This is a genomic window from Candidatus Lernaella stagnicola, assembly GCA_030765525.1.
GTDB lineage: Bacteria > Lernaellota > Lernaellaia > Lernaellales > Lernaellaceae > Lernaella > Lernaella stagnicola.
Genome location: JAVCCK010000015.1, coordinates 51,003 through 69,037, shown reverse-complemented (window position 1 = coordinate 69,037; position 18,035 = coordinate 51,003). Strand labels below are relative to the sequence as shown.

10 protein-coding genes are annotated in these 18,035 nt (G+C 60.7%); 3 read left to right on the top strand and 7 right to left on the bottom strand.

Annotated elements, in window-relative coordinates:
* Window positions 1-37: 37 nt before the first annotated feature.
* Complete coding sequence (locus P9L99_07260) at window positions 38-2,638, bottom strand: bifunctional aspartate kinase/diaminopimelate decarboxylase (protein ID MDP8223140.1); 2,601 nt, start codon at window positions 2,636-2,638, stop codon at window positions 38-40.
* Between the two features lie 131 nt (window positions 2,639-2,769).
* Between P9L99_07260 and P9L99_07255 the strand changes: the two genes are divergently transcribed.
* Window positions 2,770-3,825: a DUF2804 domain-containing protein gene (locus P9L99_07255; protein ID MDP8223139.1), complete on the top strand. Its 1,056-nt coding sequence runs from the start codon at window positions 2,770-2,772 to the stop codon at window positions 3,823-3,825.
* Window positions 3,826-3,891: 66 nt separating this feature from the next.
* Window positions 3,892-4,950 carry a hypothetical protein gene (locus P9L99_07250; GenBank protein MDP8223138.1) on the top strand — a complete coding sequence of 353 codons (1,059 nt, stop codon included), beginning with the start codon at window positions 3,892-3,894 and terminating at the stop codon, window positions 4,948-4,950.
* Here P9L99_07250 and P9L99_07245 read toward each other — a convergent pair.
* On the bottom strand, window positions 4,920-6,359 hold the full coding sequence (locus tag P9L99_07245; protein MDP8223137.1) for a glutamate synthase subunit beta: 1,440 nt from the start codon (window positions 6,357-6,359) through the stop codon (window positions 4,920-4,922). The two genes, P9L99_07250 and P9L99_07245, sit on opposite strands and share 31 nt — an antisense overlap.
* Entirely contained in the window at window positions 6,352-10,932 is a 4,581-nt protein-coding gene (gltB, locus tag P9L99_07240) for a glutamate synthase large subunit (protein MDP8223136.1), read from the bottom strand. The genes P9L99_07245 and gltB overlap by 8 nt, the downstream gene beginning before the upstream one ends.
* Window positions 10,933-11,165: 233 nt before the next feature.
* On the opposite strand from gltB, the gene P9L99_07235 reads away from it, so the two are divergent.
* Window positions 11,166-12,032 (top strand): ion transporter, encoded by an 867-nt coding sequence (locus tag P9L99_07235; GenBank protein ID MDP8223135.1) that lies wholly within the window; start codon window positions 11,166-11,168, stop codon window positions 12,030-12,032.
* Here the strand turns inward: P9L99_07235 and P9L99_07230 are convergent.
* The 4 genes from P9L99_07230 to P9L99_07215 are packed head-to-tail and all read right to left on the bottom strand — an operon-like array spanning window position 12,002 to window position 17,996.
* A complete protein-coding gene (locus P9L99_07230; GenBank protein ID MDP8223134.1) occupies window positions 12,002-13,690 on the bottom strand; it encodes a hypothetical protein in 1,689 nt (562 codons plus the stop codon). The two genes, P9L99_07235 and P9L99_07230, sit on opposite strands and share 31 nt — an antisense overlap.
* 51 nt (window positions 13,691-13,741) lie before the next feature.
* Entirely contained in the window at window positions 13,742-14,797 is a 1,056-nt protein-coding gene (locus P9L99_07225; GenBank protein MDP8223133.1) for a 3-oxoacyl-[acyl-carrier-protein] synthase III C-terminal domain-containing protein, read from the bottom strand.
* A gap of 51 nt (window positions 14,798-14,848) precedes the next feature.
* The gene (locus P9L99_07220) at window positions 14,849-16,405 is read right to left on the bottom strand and encodes a sulfatase-like hydrolase/transferase (protein ID MDP8223132.1); all 1,557 of its coding nucleotides are present in this window, start codon (window positions 16,403-16,405) and stop codon (window positions 14,849-14,851) included.
* Window positions 16,406-16,415: 10 nt separating this feature from the next.
* The gene (locus P9L99_07215; GenBank protein ID MDP8223131.1) at window positions 16,416-17,996 is read right to left on the bottom strand and encodes an aryl-sulfate sulfotransferase; all 1,581 of its coding nucleotides are present in this window, start codon (window positions 17,994-17,996) and stop codon (window positions 16,416-16,418) included.
* Between the last annotated feature and the right edge of the window lie 39 nt (window positions 17,997-18,035).

Here is an 18,035-nt window from a genome sequence, read left to right as displayed (position 1 = left end):
TTCCGCGGTAAGTCAACCTGATCGGTGGCTGGGAACTTTATCCCCGGCGCGGCGGCAGCATGACCTCGGCCGCGGGGAGCCGCCGGTTGTACTCCGAGCTCATCGCGCGGCCGTACGCGCCCGCGGTGCCGATCAGAATGACATCTCCCTCGTCGACTGCGGCGATGCGCCGCTCGTGTCCCAGCACGTCCCCGCTTTCGCAAATCGGCCCGACGATATTGGCCGAAATTCGTTTTTTCGAACCCCACTTCGACAGGTTGACGATCTCATGATACGCGCCGTATAGAGCCGGGCGAATCAGGGTATTCATTCCGGTATCGATGCCGACGTAATGGAAATCGTCCTTCGTTTTCACCTGCGTCACCCGCGCCAGCAACACGCCGGCCGGAGCGGTTAAATAACGCCCGGGCTCGATCCAAATCTCCACGTTCGGAAAAGCGGCCTTCGCCTCGGCGAGCCCCGCGTCCACCACCACCAGATCCAGCGGCGACTGCCCCGGCTTCTCCACCACGCCGAACCCGCCGCCGAGATCCAGCGCTTTCACGTCGGGCAGACGGTCCAATAACGAAGCGAGAATGCCCGCCGTTTCCTTCCAGTTGCCGGTCGAGAGAATGCCGCTGCCCGTATGCGCGTGCAGCCCGACGATGCGCGTTTCATTCCGCGACGCCAACTCGACGAGGCGGTCAACCAGGTCCAGCGAGATACCGAATTTCGACTGCTTGCCGCCGGTCTTCACGAAGTCGTGATGTCCCCTTCCCCGGCCTGGATCGATGCGCACAAAGATGTCGCGATGTGCAAACACGTCCGGCCATTGCTCCAAGGGGTAGAGATTGTCGAGCGTCACCCACCCGCCGCGTTCGAAGGCGAGTTCGTACTCTGCGCGCGGCGCGAAATTCGGCGTAAACAAGATGCGGCGCGGCGCGATGTCGGGGAAGAGCGAGAACACGTGCTCGATTTCGCCCGGCGAAACGCACTCGAAACCCAACCCCAACTCGTGAAATATTTGCAGGATCCCCGGATGCCAATTCGCCTTCACGGCGTAGAAGACTCGGTCGGGCGAGTTCATCGCCAGCAACCGTGCCGCCGCGCCACGCAATGTTTCCTCGTCGTAAACAAAGAGCGGCGATTCCTCTTCAGCCAGCGCCACGAGTTCTTCCCGCCGCTCGATCCACCACCGGCCGCCGCCCGATAAGGGGTCCTCCGGGTCTTCCTTGTCGAAGATATCTTCCCACGTCCGGCCCAACACGACTGGATTGCGAATGTTCTCGAACAACTCCCGATGGATATGTTCCACCAGGCGCGCGGCGTGTTCCTGGTCGATGACAAAAGTCACGTTCAAATCGTTCGCCGCCTGCGAAACCATGTGCACCGGTATCTCTTCAAAAAACACCAACGCAGGGGTAATGCGGTGCAGGATCGTGCGAATGTCGCGTCCCACGAGGCTGACCGACGCGCACGAGTCGATGCGGCGCACCGTCGAAAAACATTCCAGTTCCGCCGTGAGAGCCTCCAAGATCGCGGTATCCATGGCGTTGGCCAGGTTGTCGAGCGAAACCGTCACGTTGGTTTCCGACGTCGAGACCAGGTCGATCGATAGCCCGTACTTCTTGAAACACGCAAACACGTCGGCCAGAAAACCGACCTGCTGCCACATGCCGAGCGTCTCCATCAAGATGACGGTCACGTTGGTATTCGTCGAAACCGCCTTGACCTGTGCGTTGATCTCCGGCGCGTCGGCGGAAATCACCGTGCCGACGATCCCCGGCTCGTTCGTGCAGCGAATCTCGATAGGAATGTTGCTATCCCGCACCGGCTGCAAACAACGCGGATGCAGCACCTTCGCGCCCATCGACGTGATTTCCTGCGCCTCGTCGTAATCCAATGATTTCAGCAGCCGCGCGCTGGGAACGATATGCGGATTCGCAGTGAACATCCCCGGCACGTCGGTCCATATCTCCAAACGCTCAGCATCGAGCATCGCCGCGAAATATGCCGCGGAAGTGTCCGAGCCGCCGCGGCCCAACAACACGGTGTCGCCCGACGCCGTGGACGCGATAAAGCCCTGTGTCACGATCACCCGGCCGGACAACGCCTCGCATTTCGCCCGCATTTCGCCGCCGGCATCGTAACAGCACGAGGCGGATAAGTAGCGTTGCCGCGCGTTCAGCAAAGGGCCGCCCTCGGCCACCAAATACTCGCGGGCATCCTGCCACTGCGTGGAGACGCCGTTGGCCGACAAGAACGCCGCCCCGAGCCTCGTCGCCATCAACTCGCCCACGGCCATCATCCTGGCGTGCAGGCGCGGCGTGACTTCGCCGACCAGATGAGCGCCGCGACTGAGGCGTTCGAGTTCGTCAAACAAGGGACCGATCAAGGTGTCGGCGTTCACTTCCAGGTTCGCCGCCAACTCGCGGTGAACGTCACCGATTCGTTTCAAGATGGGTTTGTGCTCGCCGCGCGGCGCCTTATCGATCAATTCCTCCAAGGAATCGGAAACTCCCGCCAGCGCCGAACAAACGATCATCGGCCGCCGCCCCGCTTCCAGGTGGCGGTGGCAGACGCCCATTATCGTATGCCAGTTTTCGCGGCTGGATACGCTCGTGCCGCCGAATTTTGCAACAACCCAATGGTCCAGCATGTTGTTCCTTCTAGTTGTGATAAATGTTGGAGATAAATGCGCCTGCGTGTCTCCGCCTTGCCGGCGGCTTGCGCGATCCGGAAAAAACCGGCAACCTCGACTCACTTAATTTCAAACGGGGAGTATATCACATGCGTTCGATTAACGCCACGCCCCCTTGGCTAGTCAAGGACGGCCGGGTCGTCGATTTCGGCCTTTTTCGCAGTCCTTTCAAGAACTTGAACATCCACGAGGCGAAGCTGTTCCCGCGTTGGCAAAGTGCCCCGCGTTGGGTTACCAACCTGCGACTAAAGGAATGGCAGCACGTGGCGGTGGTTCACAAGGACTTCGCGCTCGGTTTCGCCGTGGTGGACAGCCACTACCTGGGCACGTCGTTTTGCTACTTCGTGGACCGCTCCACCGGCACCCATGTTGAACACAACCGCCAAACGAGTTCACGCAAGGTGCGCGTCGCGGGCGAACTGTGGAACGACACCTGCCTCTTCGAGCAACCCGGGTACCGCATCGAAATACTGAACCGGCTGGATACAGGCCGCCATCTCGTCAACATCGCCGTTTCGGCGCAGGGCGACCTCCCCGAAATCACGGCCGAGTTCGAGATGCTTGCCGACCTCACGGCGACCGAACCGCTGATCGTCGTGCTGCCGATCGACGGCAAAAATCGACCGCTCTACACCCACAAGGCCCCGTGCCCGGTCCGCGGCACAATGAACCTGGGCGGTACGCTCGTGGAGATGACGCCGGAAAACGATTTCGCCATGCTCGACGTACAGAAAACCTTCTACCCCTACCGCACCTTCTGGAACTGGGCGACATGCGTCGGCCGCAACGCGGAAGGCCGGTCGCTCGCGCTCAACCTCGTGGAAAACATCATCACCGACGACGAGCGGTACAACGAAAATTGCCTGTGGGTTGACGGCAAGCTCACGCCCTGGAGCGCGGTCCGCTTCCAATTCAACGACAAGGACCTGATGGCCCCATGGCACATCGAAACGACCGACGGCCGCTGCCGCCTCGATTTTCATCCGCAAGGCGAACGGCAGGAGAAAATCAATTTCGGCATCGTTTTGTCTGATTTTCACCAACCCTACGGGCTGTTTTCCGGCACGGTCGTCGACGCGCAAGGTACCGAACATGAAATCAAAGACTTCTACGGCGTCTGCGAACGTCATTTAGCTCGTTTTTAGGAATTGACGGCCGCCGATGAAACACGCCATGATCGGGGCATATTCCTGTCCACCGGAGGTTTTGCGATGTCGACCGGTCGTCGTCTGCTCCTGATTCTACTGGCCGTTCTACCCTTTTTGCTCGCCTCGTTGGGCGCCCGGGTTTTCACGCAATGGAACGTCATCGAGAAGAACCCGATTCCCTTTGACGGTCGCAAGCTTAAAGCCGTGTACCAAGCCGGCGGCGAACAGCAACAACTCGAGTGTGAGGGGCACATATGCAAGCTCATCGGGCCGCTCACCGTACCCTTTGAGGTTGACCGCAACGGCACCGCCATCACCCACGAGGGCAAGCTGGCCTACACGCCGTTTTGGCTGCCGTTCAGCAACCCCATGCTCAGCCTCAGCACGTCCAATCCTCATTTCACGATTTTAGACACCGCGGGATTGCTGGGGTCGGCGGGAACTGAGTACGAAGCGCGGCAGGAAGAAAGCTTCATCTTGATGGACGACGTGCTGCAAAGCCAAGCGTCGAGTCGGTTCGGCATTTTCCGCATGCAGGATGGGCTGCGCGCCGCGACCGCCATCTACGACGGCACGTGCGGCATGCTTTTCCGGCTGCAAATAAAGCAACCCGACAAACCGGACCTGCGTTTACTGAAAACGAGTTTTCCCATCAGCCGCAACCGCCATTGGTTGCTGATTCTCAACCCGCTGTTTGCCGCCCTGCTACTGCTCATCCTGTTCCAACGCGACAAGCGGCGCGACGCTGAAAGCCATTCCCTCGTGAAAATTGTCGGGCTCGGCATTCTCTGCCTGGCGACCGACACACTGCTCGATATCTGGTACCCGTTTTTGTTCGGCAGTTACTTGCCCGTCATCTGGCACGCCGCGTTGCTCATTCCGCTGCTGATGCTCGGCCGGCGAGCCGCGATCCCCGCCGTCGCCGAAATCGTCATGGCGCTGGCGTTCTGGATCGTCAACAAAGGACCGGCGCTGCCCTTCATGTACATACCGGGGGCCACGATTTCGTTCTTCGTGATGCTGGGAATGTTGAAAGGGCCGCCGCCGCGCCGCGAGCCGATTATCCACGAACGGACGTGGACGCCCGACGATCAGTCGGATTCCGACGAGTCCGCCAGGTAAGCATCGACGTGGTCGGCCACCTGCCGCCCGCTGTGAAACGCCCGCACGACCAACGAGGCGCCTTCGACCGCGTCGCCCGCCGCGAAAACGCCGGGGCGCGAGGTCATCATCGCCTGGTCCACCAGTAGGTTGCCGCGATCATCGACGGCCAAGTCCAGGTTATCGACCAAGTCGTCGTGTTCCACATGCACGAAACCCATGGCCAGCAATACCAAGTCCGCCTTGATCTCGAACTCGGATTCCGGGATCTCATGCGGCGCCATGCGCCCACCGCCGTCCGGTTCCCGCCATTGTACCTTGACGCCCCGGAGCTTCCGGACGCGCTCGTCGCCGATAAACGCCTTGGTCATTACCGAAAAGACCCGCTTGCAGCCTTCCTCGTGCGAACTGGTCGTACGATAGACACGCGGCCACGTCGGCCACGGATTTTGCGATTCGCGTTCCAAGGGGGGCTCGGCGAGAATCTCCAACTGAGTAACCGATTTCGCGCCTTGCCGATTCGCGGTGCCGACGCAATCCGAACCGGTATCGCCCCCGCCAATCACAACCACGCGTTTGCCGCCGGCCAGAAGGTCTTCCCCTTCCGGCAGCGATTCGCCGGCCTCTCGCCGATTCTGCTGGGTCAAGTATTCCATCGCAAAATGGACGCCGGGCAGCCGCCGGCCGGGCACGTCAAGATCGCGTGGACGGCTTGCGCCGGTGGCCAGCACAACCGCGTCGAAGGTGCGTTGCAGGTAGCGCGCGGAAACGTCGACACCAGCGTCCACGCCCACTTCGAAAATCACGCCTTCGGCGGTCATCTGCTCGATACGGCGATCCAACACGCGTTTTTCGAGCTTGAAATCGGGGATGCCGTAGCGCAACAAGCCGCCGAGCCGATCGGCTTTTTCAAACACGGTCACCGCATGCCCGCGTCGCGCCAATTGCTGCGCCGCCGACAACCCCGCGGGACCGGAGCCGATCACCGCAACCTCGAAACCGGTCTTCTCCGGAGCGGGTTCCGGCCTGACCCAACCTTCGGCGAAACCGCGCTCGATAATCTGTAACTCAATGTGCCGAATCAGCACCGGCGGCTGGTTGATCGCGAGCGTACACGCCGCCTCGCACGGCGCCGGACACACGCGCCCGGTGATCTCCGGGAAATTGTCCGTGTCGTGCAACAGCAGCAAAGCGCGCCGCCAATCGCCGCGGTACACCATTTCGATCCATTCCGGAATACGGTTGTGCACCGGGCAACCAAAGGTGTGACAAAACGGGATGCCGCAATCCATGCACCGGTTCGATTGCTCGTGCAGGCGTTCGGCGGGAAGCGGCGTTTCAAACTCGCGATAGTGTTTCAAGCGTTCGGCGATGTCCTGTTTTCCCGGCTCCCGGCGCATAAAGCGGATGAAACCTTGTTGCTTAGTCATCGAACACCTCCTCACTTGCCGACACGGCATCCTCCTGCACCGCCGCCATTCGCATTCGTTCGAGAATGCGCTTGTATTCGATCGGCACGACCTTCACGAAAAGCGGCAAATGTGCCTCCCAGGCCGCGAGCATCATCTTCGCCTTGGGGCTTTTGGTGAATCGAAGATGCCGCTGCACGAGCGCCCGCAACCGCTTTTTGTCTTCTTCGATCCACACGGTTTCCAACTCGACCATATCGAGGTTGCAGCGCGTGTCGAACAGTTCCGACTCGTCGTAGACGTAAGCGATACCGCCGCTCATGCCTGCCGCGAAGTTGTAGCCCGTGTGCCCCAGGATGACCACGGTGCCGCCGGTCATGTACTCGCATCCGTGATCGCCGACACCTTCGACCACCGCGGTCGCGCCGCTGTTGCGCACGGCGAAACGCATCCCCGCCTGGCCGCAGACAAACACCTCGCCCCCGGTCGCCCCGTAAAGACAGACGTTGCCGATGAGGGCGTTTTCATGCGGCGCAAAGGTCGATTTCTTGTGCGGCGTGACGACGATGCGCCCACCGGTCATTGCCTTGCCGACATAATCGTTGGCGTCGCCCCACACTTGCAGCGTCACACCCGGCGTCAGAAACGCGCCGAAACTCTGACCTGCCGAGCCCGTGAAATTAATGCGGATCGTGTCGGCCCGCAGCCCCTTCGCGCCGTGTCGCCGTACGATCTCGCCGGACAACCTCGCGCCGACCGTGCGGTGGATGTTGCGAATCTCCTTCTCCAAGCGCACCTTCTGCTTGTCCTCCAGCGCCGGTGCCGCCTCGCGAATGAGTTCGTCGTCCATCGGCGTACGCACGGCAATGTTACACGCCGTCGGGCAACTGATCGGCGCACTGCCCAACTCGCACGGTGAAGTCAAAATCTTGCTGAAATCCAGTCCGCGCGCCTTCCAGTGTTGGATTGCCGGCTGCACTTCGAGCCGGTCGACGCGGCCCACCATTTCCGCCACGGTGCGGAAGCCAAGTTGCGCCATGTGCTCGCGCAATTCCTCGGCCACATACAGCAGGAAGTTCTCGACGTGTTCCGGCCGCCCGGTGAATCGGCTGCGTAGATCTTCGCGCTGCGTCGCCACGCCCACCGGGCAGGTGTCGGTATGGCACTTGCGCATCATGATGCAGCCGATAGAGACCAACACCGTCGTGCCGAAACCGAATTCCTCCGCGCCCATCAGCGCCGCGATTGCCAGGTCGCGACCGGTCTTCAATTGCCCGTCGACCTGCAAGCGAATCCCGGCTCGCAATCCGTTACGGACCAACGTCTGCTGCGTCTCGGCCAGGCCCAACTCCCACGGTGCCCCGGCGTGCTTGATCGAAGTTATCGGCGAAGCGCCCGTGCCGCCGTCATGCCCGGAGATCAACACCATGTCCGACTGCGCCTTGGCCACGCCCGCCGCAATCGTGCCCACACCGACTTCCGAAACCAGTTTCACCGACACCCGCGCCCGCGGATTCACCGCCTTCAGGTCGTAGATAAGCTGCGCGAGGTCCTCGATGGAATAAATGTCGTGATGCGGCGGCGGCGAGATGAGCGACACGCCCGTCGTCGTATGCCGCACGCGCGCGATTTCGGCGCTGACCTTGTGCCCCGGCAACTGCCCGCCCTCGCCCGGCTTAGCGCCCTGCGCAATCTTGATTTGCAGCTCATCGGCGTTGATGGCGTATTCCGTCGTCACGCCGAATCGACCCGATGCGATTTGCTTGATCGCCGAGCGCTTGCTGTCGCCGTTCGGCAGCGGCTGATAGCGCGCCGCGTCCTCACCGCCCTCGCCGGAGTTGCTTTTGCCGCCCAAGCGGTTGAGCGCAATGGCAATCGTCTCGTGGGCTTCGCGACTGATCGAACCGTACGACATCGCCGCGGTGACGAAGCGCTTAACGATCTCCCGCGCCGGCTCGACTTCCTCCAGCGGCACCGACTCGCCTGCCGTGAATTGGAAAAGACTGCGCAGGGTCATCCGCTTCTTCGATTGGTCATCAATGAGCCGCGAGTACTGTTTGAACGCCGAGTAATCGCCGGTGCGCACCGCGTGCTGCAACGTGTAAATCGCTTCCGGCGTCCATAGGTGCGACTCCCCGCCCACGCGCAAGTGAACGTCGCCGCCGATGTCCAGCAGCCGCGGCAGCCGCCCCCGTTTGGGGAACGCCCGGCGATGGCGACGCACGGCTTCCTCGGCTATGTGCTCCAGTCCGACCCCGCCGACGCGCGAGGACGTGCCCGTGAAGTATTCCGCCACGAAATCGTCGGCCAAACCGATCGCTTCGAATATCTGCGCGCCGCAATAACTGCGCAGCGTCGAAATCCCCATGCGGCTGAAGGTCTTGAGCAAGCCTTTTTTGATCGCCGTGATGAAATTATCGACCGCCTGATCCGGCGACAATTCCGCATCCGGCAGCCGCCCGCTGATGGCCAGTTCGGCCACGGTCGCCAGAGCGCCGTACGGACAAATCGCGTTGGCGCCGTACCCGATCAGCAGGCTGAAGTGCGCCACTTCCCTCGCTTCGGCCGTTTCGACGACCAGCCCCACGTGGTTGCGCAAGCCCTTGCGTATCAAGTGATGATGCAGACCAGACAACGCCAGCAACACGGGAATCGCCGCGTGCGTTTCATCGGTGCGCCAATCGCTGAGCACCAAAAGCGACGCCCCGTCGGCAATTTCCCGCTCGGCCGCCTCGCACATGTCGGTCATCCCGCGCACCAGGCCCGCCGCGCCATCGTCGGCCACGAAGCGAACGCTCAGGTCCCTCACGCGGAAATCGGGCATATTCGCCGTGCGCAGGAGGTTCAGGTCATACGGCGTGAGAATCGGGTGATTCAATTTGAGCCGCCGGCAGTGTTCCGGAGTTTCGTCCAGCACGTTGCGCTCCGCGCCGACCCATCCCATCAGCGACATCACCAGATCCTCGCGCAAGGGGTCGATGGGCGGATTCGTCACCTGCGCGAACAACTGCTTGAAGTAGTTGAACAGCAGCACCGGCCGATCGGAAAACACTGCCAAGGCGGCGTCATTTCCCATAGAGCCGATCGCCTCTTGGCCGTTGACCGCCATCGGCGCCAGGATCATGTTCATCTCTTCTTCGGTATAGAGAAACGCGTGATGCAATCGCTGCAACTTGTCCGGCGCCAAACGCGGCGCGGTGGGCGGTTGAAACAGGCCCTTGAGCTGGATGCGGTTTTCACGCAGCCATTGCCGATACGGCCGACGCCGCGAAATCTTCGCTTTGATTTCGTGATCCGGAATGATGCGGTGCTGTTCGAAATCGACGAGAAACATCCGGCCCGGCTGCAGCAGCCCGCGCCGTAGAATGCGCTCCGGCGGTAGGTCCACCGCGCCGGTTTCCGAGGCCAGCACGACCAACCCGTCCTTCGTGATGGTGTAGCGCGCCGGGCGCAAACCGTTACGGTCGAGCGTCGCCCCGATGTAACGATCGTCGCAGAACATCAACGCCGCCGGACCGTCCCACGGCTCCATGATGGCGGAATGGAATTCGTAAAACGCGCGCTTGTCGGCGCTCATGATGAATCGCTCGCCGAACGCTTCGGGCACGATCATCATCATGGCGTGCGGCAGGCTACGACCCGCCAGACTCAGCAGTTCGACCATGTTGTCGGTAATCGCCGAATCGCTCGCGCCGCGCAGCAACACGGGCTTGATCTTGTCGATATCCTCGCCGAAATGCGCCGAGGACATGGCCGATTCCCGCGCGTGCATTTGATTGACGTTGCCGCGCAGCGTATTGATCTCGCCGTTGTGCGCCAGGATGCGAAAGGGCTGCGCCAGCGCCCAGGTCGGCAGCGTGTTGGTGCTGTAGCGTTGATGAACCAACGCGTACGGGCTGGCCAGCAGCGGGTCTCGCAGATCCCGATAAAAACCCATCAGACCGGTGCCGACGAGCAGGCCCTTATACACCACGGTGCGACTGGAAAGACTCACCACGTAGAACAGCGACTGGTCTTCGTCCGACCAGTCCCCGAAACTCTTTTCCGTTTGCCGCCGAATCACGAAAAGCTTCTGCTCGAAACGGTCGGGCGGAACTTCGCCGCGCGCCAGAATCACCTGCTCGATGGCGGGCTGCGTCGCCAGCGCATATTCGCCCAGCACCGTTTCGTCCACCGGCACCGGACGCCAGCCAAGCACCGGGCACCCCTCGCGATGGGCGATTTGCGAGAATTTTTCCCGGCATTCTTGCCGCGCGACATCGTCCACCGGCATGAAGATCATACCCACGGCGTAATCGCCGCTGGGCGGCAAGTCGAAACCGAGCCCAGAGGCTTCCCGGCGGAAAAGCGCGTCCGGCAGGCGAATCATCATACCGCTGCCGTCGCCGGTGGCCTTATCACCGCCGACCGCGCCGCGGTGCTCCAGGTTGCACAGCATATCGACGGCTTCGCCGATCAGTTCGTGACGCGGCTCACCATCCAAACGGGCAATGAACCCGACGCCGCACGAATCGTGATGCAAACGCGGATCGAACAATCCGCAGGGACGCCGTCCCATCAATATCTTTTGCTTCAGCTTCGGCCAATGAGACAACGATACCTCCAATAGATTGCGCCCGATGTGTTGCATGTGTGTGGGGTGCCAGACCTAGAACAACAGGCTTTCGCGTATCGACAGCGAAAGAAATAATTATAGCTTAAACCCGCCCTTTCGGGAAGAGCGAGTTGACGCCGGCCTCTTGCGCCCCGTCACCACCGCGCGTTCCGCTTGCCCCTCCGGTACCCCGAGGTCTTTTGTGTCGCCGTCGCATGTGGTAGAAACGCTTCATGGCCCAAACCCCTCCAAATCAGCGGAAAAGCTGGACAATACGCACGCAGAGCGAAGAGAAACCGCCCTCGCCCTGGCGGGCCCGCCTGCACGAGATCATCTTCGAGGCCGATACGCCGCTGGGCAAAGCCTTCGACATCCTTCTTTTTATCCTGATCATCCTCAGTGTCTTCGCCGTGATGCTGGAAAGCGTCAGTTGGCTGCGGGCCGATTACGGCCGCATTCTCTACCTGATTGAATGGGCATTTACGATCCTGTTCACGATCGAATTCATCTTGCGGTTGATTTGCGTCCGGCGACCGTCGGCCTACGCGACGAGTTTTTTCGGCGTCGTCGACCTTCTCGCGGTGCTGCCGACCTACCTGAGCCTCGTGATCGCCGGTACCCAGACCTTGTTGATTATCAGGGTATTGCGCCTCCTGCGTGTCTTTCGCGTCTTCAAGCTGACACGATATCTTGGCGAGGCGCGTCTGCTGACCACGGCGCTCAAAGCCAGTCGCCACAAGATCGTCGTCTTTTTATGGACCGTATTGACGGCCGTGATCATCATGGGCTCGCTGATGTACCTTGTCGAAGGCGAGGCGAGCGGCTTCACCAGCATTCCGCGCGGCGTGTATTGGGCGGTCGTCACGATGACCACGGTCGGCTACGGCGACATCGCGCCCCAAACCATCCTCGGGCAAACCATCGCGGCGTTCATCATGATCTTGGGTTATGCGATCATCGCCGTGCCCACGGGCATCGTATCGGCCGAGTTGATCCAACACGTCAAAACCCAGACCAATACCCAGGCCTGCCCCAACTGCAGTGCCGAAGGCCACGACGACGACGCCGACTACTGCAAATTCTGCGGCTCTAAATTGTGACCAACCGGCACGAACCGCGCCGCCAACTCGCGCCCGCGCCCGATCGCCGCTTGCTGCCACGCGGGACCTCTCGGCCATAACTCACCACTATCCTTTAGACGCGTAGCCGGTACCGAAACGCTCGCCGCTCCAACACCGACGATAAACGCCTCCGCGGCTTCCCGCTCGCGTTCTCGGCCTTGCGCGAGGTACCACTCGACCTCGTACTCACCCGACCAGTGGGCAACACCGATACAGAAACCTTCCAGAAAGTCCGGCCGGCGGTCGCCGTACGCCTCTTGGGCAGTCTCCGCATACTTGTCGAAGTCCAGATCGAATTGGTAATGGTGGCCGAGTACTTCGTGAAAGTAGCGGTAATCGTAGCCGGGAGTGTCGGTGGCGAAGCCGTGTTTCGAGGATTGGTAAACGCCGAGTTGCCCGCCAAGGCCGCCCAACGCAAAAAGCCCGAGAACGATTCCGGCCGCCCATCTTCTTTTTGCCTGCCAGAGCAAGTGGACGCCCGCGGCGATCAACAGAAAAATGATTGGATACAAAGAAAACAAGTATCGGCGGGGCGGAATCGGCAAGTAACTCGGGTGCAGCGCGTACACGATCAAATAGGCGGGCACGAACGCCGCGAGCACCGCCCCGAATAGCTGCCATGACCATTCTACCGGAACTCCGCGCAGCCTCGCAGCCAGCTTGCGCCACGCGCCCCGGGTAGACCAAGCCACGATGATCCAAGCGGCGGCGAAACCGGCATAAGTAAGAATATTGAAAAATACAACCGGAATCGCCACTCCCTGATGGAGAAACAGATCCCGGTCGCCGAATAGCTGCAGGAAATGGACGGTGACCGCCTTGAGGAAAAGTGTTGCGTCGTTGTAGGAACCGATTTCCACGCTCGGCCCGCCGCCGAGACCCGAGAAAAAGCCCGCCATGTACTTGATGAAACTACGACCGCCATGAAAGGAATACCAAGGCTGTAAACCGACGCGAAGACCCGCTAGCAGGGCAAGGGCTTCCACGATAATGGTTTTCCGTGACGGCGCGGTCACGATCGCTAAAAAGCCCATGGCCGCAAATGCCGCCAGGAATTCGTATTCGAACCAGACCGCAAATCCCAAAACGGCACCGATTCCAAAAACGAAACCAACATGCCGCACGGATACCGGCGACTTACGCAAAGGTGAACGAAACCAGCGGTCCAACAACCAAAAACCCGCGACGATGAAAAAGCCGATCGCCATATGGTTGCCTAACGCCGCCAGCGACCACTTCACATGCACCGCTGGGGCCGCGACGAGCGCCACGGCCATGGCGACGGCGGCAGGTCGTCCGAAAAGTCGCCACGCCAACGCCAACAAAAAGGCGGCCGTAACGATCGAGAGCAACCAGGCAGATAATTGCAGCGCCAAATAGTTGGGGCCCAGCCACGCAAAGAACGGCGCCGCCAGCACGCCGACGACCAGACTACCGCCTGCGTAAATATCGAATTGGTACGCCCCGAGCGGCATCACCAGGCCGTGCTGTAAATGGAAAGGCAGCACCCCATGGACGATTTCTTCCGCGCCCCACTTGGGTTCAGGCAGCAACCACAAATGAAAGACACGCGCCACGACGTACACGGAAAGGAGTGCCAAGAAGAGGATCATGGCGCGGCGTCTGGATGCCCTCATTGATGCGGATGCCTCCCCATTGGTTGTCACCGCGTCACTAACTCGTCAGGGCTAGTAAACGAAGAGTAACACTCCCGCCTGCACGCCCGCCGCCGGGCAAACGTACACGGCCAGGTTGCCGCGTTGGATGCGTCCTTCGCGTATTGCGGAGTCCAACGCCACCGGCAAACTCGTCGAGGCGATATTGCCCAGGTCCGGGAAATACGAGCGGTAGGTTTCGGGAACGTGTACGCCCGCCTCGCGCAAGAACGGCAGCACGGTTGTTTCGATGATCTTGCCGATGTCGTGAACAAACAGGGTGTCGTACTGAAAGCCCGCGAATTCCGGCTGCTGCAGAACCTCGGACACGAGTTGCATCACCAACCCCAAACCGGCGCGCACCAGCCGCGATGAATGCGAATGCAAGCGATAGCGTTCGCCGAACTTGTGATTCAACCCGATGTGGCAAGTGCCGTATTGGCCGTCGGCCAACTTATGAAAGCTGCGCATGTGGTATGGGTTTCCAGCATATACCGGCTCCGAAGTACGCCCGAGCACCATCGCCCCCGCCGCGTCGCCGATCGTCAGTGCGCCGAACTTCCATGCCAGCTCGTCCACCGTCTTGCACGTAAAATCCGCCCAGTCAAAAGTACGTTCACCGGCGGCCACCAACACGGTCTCGGCCTTGCCGGTGCGGATCATGCTGTCGGCCAGATCCATGGACTTCATGAAACTCGTGCAAGCGTCCTGCGTATCGATCACGTTGGCGTTGCGCGCGCCGATCTCATGCCGCAGCACGTGCGCCGTCGCGGGCTCCACGAAAGCTTTGGACATGCCGGTATAAATGATCAGATCGATATCCGCCGCGTCGACCCCGGCGTCGTTCAACGCTTTTTCGGAAGCGAGGCGGGCAATGTCGGTGCTGTACTGATCTTCTTCACACCAGTGCCGCGTCACGCTGCCCGCTTTCTCCATTTTCGCGGCCGCCTTGGCGGTCAACGTCTTGAGGTCGGCGCTTTCAAGGTAGGCGCGGCTGGCGTTTTCGAGCATGGCCAGCGCGTCGTCGTTGCTGATGATCCGCTCCGGGATATAGGAACCGACGCCCAAAATCTTCGTTGTTGTTTTCATCGCTGCCGCTCCGCTGTGTAGTTTCATGTTTCCGGTCGGCCGGCTAATTGATTACATGTATCCGAGGGACTTGAGTTTGGCGATCATTTTTTCCTGTTCCTCGGCCGAAAGCTGTTTGCCTTCGCCGCCGGCGGCAAAGGTTTGCGACATCGTCTCCGCTTCTTCCCGCAAGCGAGCGACGACGTCGGGGTCCTTTTCTGCCAGATTTCTTACTTCGTTTCCATCCTCGGTGAGTCGATACAACTCCACCGGGGCCGATTCTTCGTTGGGCGCGTACGCCACTTTATAGCCCGCCGAGCGCACGCCGCGAATGTAGAACGCGTACACGGCCTGCGTACCGCCGCGCGTCTCCATATACAACGGCCGCGATTCAACCACGCCGTTTCGCATCGCCTCCACGAAGCTCGCGCCGTGCCACGGCACCGACGGCACATCGAGGTTCAACGCGTCGCAGAGCGTCGGAAAGATATCGATATTGCGCACCTCGGAAACGGCCGTTTTGTCCGCCGGCAACGCCTCCGGATACCGGATCGCAAACGGCACGCGGGAAAGGTAATCGTAAATGTGATAGCCGTGCTGGTTGATGATATGCCGCATGGTGTCGCGCATCATGTACCGCTGCGCCGCGTGACTGTCGCCCCGAAACACGGCCCAACCAACGAGAAAATCCTTCCACTTCATGCTCAAGAACTCGACGAAACCCGCCCAGCCGGGTTTGCGTTTCTGCATCAGCGTTCGCGTCATGCCGATCTTGAGCAGGTTCCCGATCAGCTTGAAGCGCGTACCGATCGGCAACCGGCTTTCCGCCATCGCCGTGCGAGCCATCAGGCTTTGCATGACCGTCTGCAACTCCGCGCCGCGCTTGCCGAGCAGATCGATATCCTCGCCGACCCGCGTATCGTCCTCGCCGGACAACTCCGACAATCCCAGCTTGTCGAGAAAATACGGCAGCAAGGTATCCGCCGCCGATTTCTCATCGACCCTCTCGCCGTGGTCGCCGGTAAAGACGATGACCGTGTCTTCGCCGGCCGCCGCGACCAGTCGCCCGATATACTCGTCCAAGCACGAGAGGGCGCGATCATAGCGCGAGGCGCCGAATTCCTCCGTGTCGAATTCGGCCGGCACCTGCCGCGGTTCGTGCAGTTCCCAGAGGTGGACCATCATGAACCACGGTTCGGGCAGACCCCCTCCCGCCAAGCGGTTGACGAGTTTTCCGCCCCACGGTTTGAAGAAGTATTCCTGCTGCTCGCGGTAGTTGAATTCGTCGAAGCCCTGATCGATCCCCAGCATCGGCAGCAAGGGCCCCGTCGCCTCGGCGATGGTGTAGTACCCGTTGGCCATAAAGGCGTCGGCGAGCGTGAACATCTCGTCGTTCATTTTCACGCCGAGCAAACCCGTCACGCCGTGCGCCAGGCTGTAGCAGCCGGTAAAAATCGTGGTGAACGCTGGGGCGGTGATCGAATTTTCGACAAACATATTCGGCACGCGGGTGCTGCGGGCCATCAAGGCGTCGAGTTGCGGCGTGCGACACGTGCGATGCTCGCCGAACACGCGGTCGGACCGCAGGCAGTCGACAACGATCATCAGCACGTTGGGTTTGTCGGCCATCTTCTCCCCGTCACTTCACCGGCGGCTCGGCGTCGTAATCCCACAGCGCGGGATACGAGCGCAAGTCGAAAGTCTTCTGCACGGCGCTGAACGCTCCGTACATGACCTCCTGGTGATCGTGCGTCACTTCCCAAAACTGCCCTTGCCAACCGTTGTAAATCAACGTGTTGCCATTGGCCAAGCGTTGCACGTTACCCTGCGCGTGCGAGAAATCAACCCGATGCTCCCACACCTGCGTGACGGTCATCGCGTCCTCGTCGATCTCGATTTCCAGTGCCCGCGTCCACGGCCCATCCAGGCAGTTGAAGTTGTAACGACAGTTGCCGTTATCGAGAATGAGCAGCCGCGTTGGCGTCACGTAAACCGGGTCGTGCTGCATGCGAAACCAGCGATCCATCTCCGGTTCGTCGCCGAGCCACGTAAAATCGAGATCGGGGCCCATCTGCCAGATCACATCGCCGGTCAGCACGTCCACCTTGACCAGTTGCAGCACGTTGCGAAGCGAAATCAGCACCGCGGTTTCACCCGGCACGGGAATGACGCCGTTGCCGTGCGTCCAGTCGTACTTGCCCGGACCGAAGTGGAAGTTGTAGCAAACAAACGGGTTCATCATGTCCGGCCGAATGACGTCCGCGTGATCGAATACCGACCAACGCCATATCTCTTCGCCTTCGCGACCCACAAACACCACGCCGTCGCCCACGGCCTCGTCGGTCGGCGTCGTCAGGTCGCACTGCACGCCCGGTCCGAGGTCGTTGTAGAGCACCATCGCCATCTCAGCCTCGCGATCCGCGACGTAAAATTGATGGTGGGCGGGCCGGAAATATCCTTCCTGGAGCGCCAGGTTGAACAACCGGTACGCCTTGCCGTTCTTCTTAACGCCCACCAGGTTCGTCGTCGTCGACACCCCGATGTCCCCGTTGCTGAACACGACCTGCGATTGCAGAGGATGGAACTCTCCCGCCAGCGGCATCTCGTGCACGAAACGCGGTCGCGCCTGACGGTCGAACACGATCAACACCCGCGTCGGGAAAACGCTTTCGCCGGGCGTGTTGTTGACAGCGCTGATCCAGTAACCCGGGTCGGCGTCCTCCGCGACGCGATAGTCCTGCAATTGCGGCAACCAGCCGGGCAGCGTCGGCGTCGTGAAAGAGGCGTGAGCCAGCGCCGTGGTCTCGCCCGCCTCGTGCACGATCAGGTCGTACGTCGTGTCTTCCAGCAAACCGTAAAACCAAATGAAATGCGTCAAACCGGTTTCTGAGATCGGCGGGTCGGAGAATCCCACACCCTCTTCGCCCGGCGTGGTTACGAAGCCGGAAATCGCCGCCCGCTCGTTGCACGTGACCACGACCTTCCGCGACAGCGGGTTGTCCGAGTTGACCGGTTCCACCTCCGCTTCGCACGCCAGCGGCGGGGTAACGTCGTCGTTGTCGTCGTCGTCACTCGCCGGTCCAGAGGTGTCGTCGTCGTTGTCGTCATCATCATCGGATGCGGATTGGTCGTCGTCGTCGTCGTCATCGCCGCAGGCCGCGGCAAAGGAAAGGACAAGGAAGAACACCAATGCGAAAAATAAAAAACGTTTACTATCCATCATTTCTCTCCAATATAAATAACTACATCCCTGGAGTGT

What these genes read in the sequence shown, in the direction of transcription:
- P9L99_07260 (MDP8223140.1), bottom strand. Translation starts at nt 2,638, where the DNA reads ATGCTGGACCATTGGGTTGTTGCAAAATTCGGCGGCACGAGCGTATCC.
- P9L99_07255 (MDP8223139.1), top strand. Translation starts at nt 2,770, where the DNA reads ATGCGTTCGATTAACGCCACGCCCCCTTGGCTAGTCAAGGACGGCCGG.
- P9L99_07250 (MDP8223138.1), top strand. Translation starts at nt 3,892, where the DNA reads ATGTCGACCGGTCGTCGTCTGCTCCTGATTCTACTGGCCGTTCTACCC.
- P9L99_07245 (MDP8223137.1), bottom strand. Translation starts at nt 6,359, where the DNA reads ATGACTAAGCAACAAGGTTTCATCCGCTTTATGCGCCGGGAGCCGGGA.
- P9L99_07235 (MDP8223135.1), top strand. Translation starts at nt 11,166, where the DNA reads ATGGCCCAAACCCCTCCAAATCAGCGGAAAAGCTGGACAATACGCACG.
- P9L99_07230 (MDP8223134.1), bottom strand. Translation starts at nt 13,690, where the DNA reads ATGAGGGCATCCAGACGCCGCGCCATGATCCTCTTCTTGGCACTCCTT.
- P9L99_07225 (MDP8223133.1), bottom strand. Translation starts at nt 14,797, where the DNA reads ATGAAAACAACAACGAAGATTTTGGGCGTCGGTTCCTATATCCCGGAG.
- P9L99_07220 (MDP8223132.1), bottom strand. Translation starts at nt 16,405, where the DNA reads ATGGCCGACAAACCCAACGTGCTGATGATCGTTGTCGACTGCCTGCGG.
- P9L99_07215 (MDP8223131.1), bottom strand. Translation starts at nt 17,996, where the DNA reads ATGGATAGTAAACGTTTTTTATTTTTCGCATTGGTGTTCTTCCTTGTC.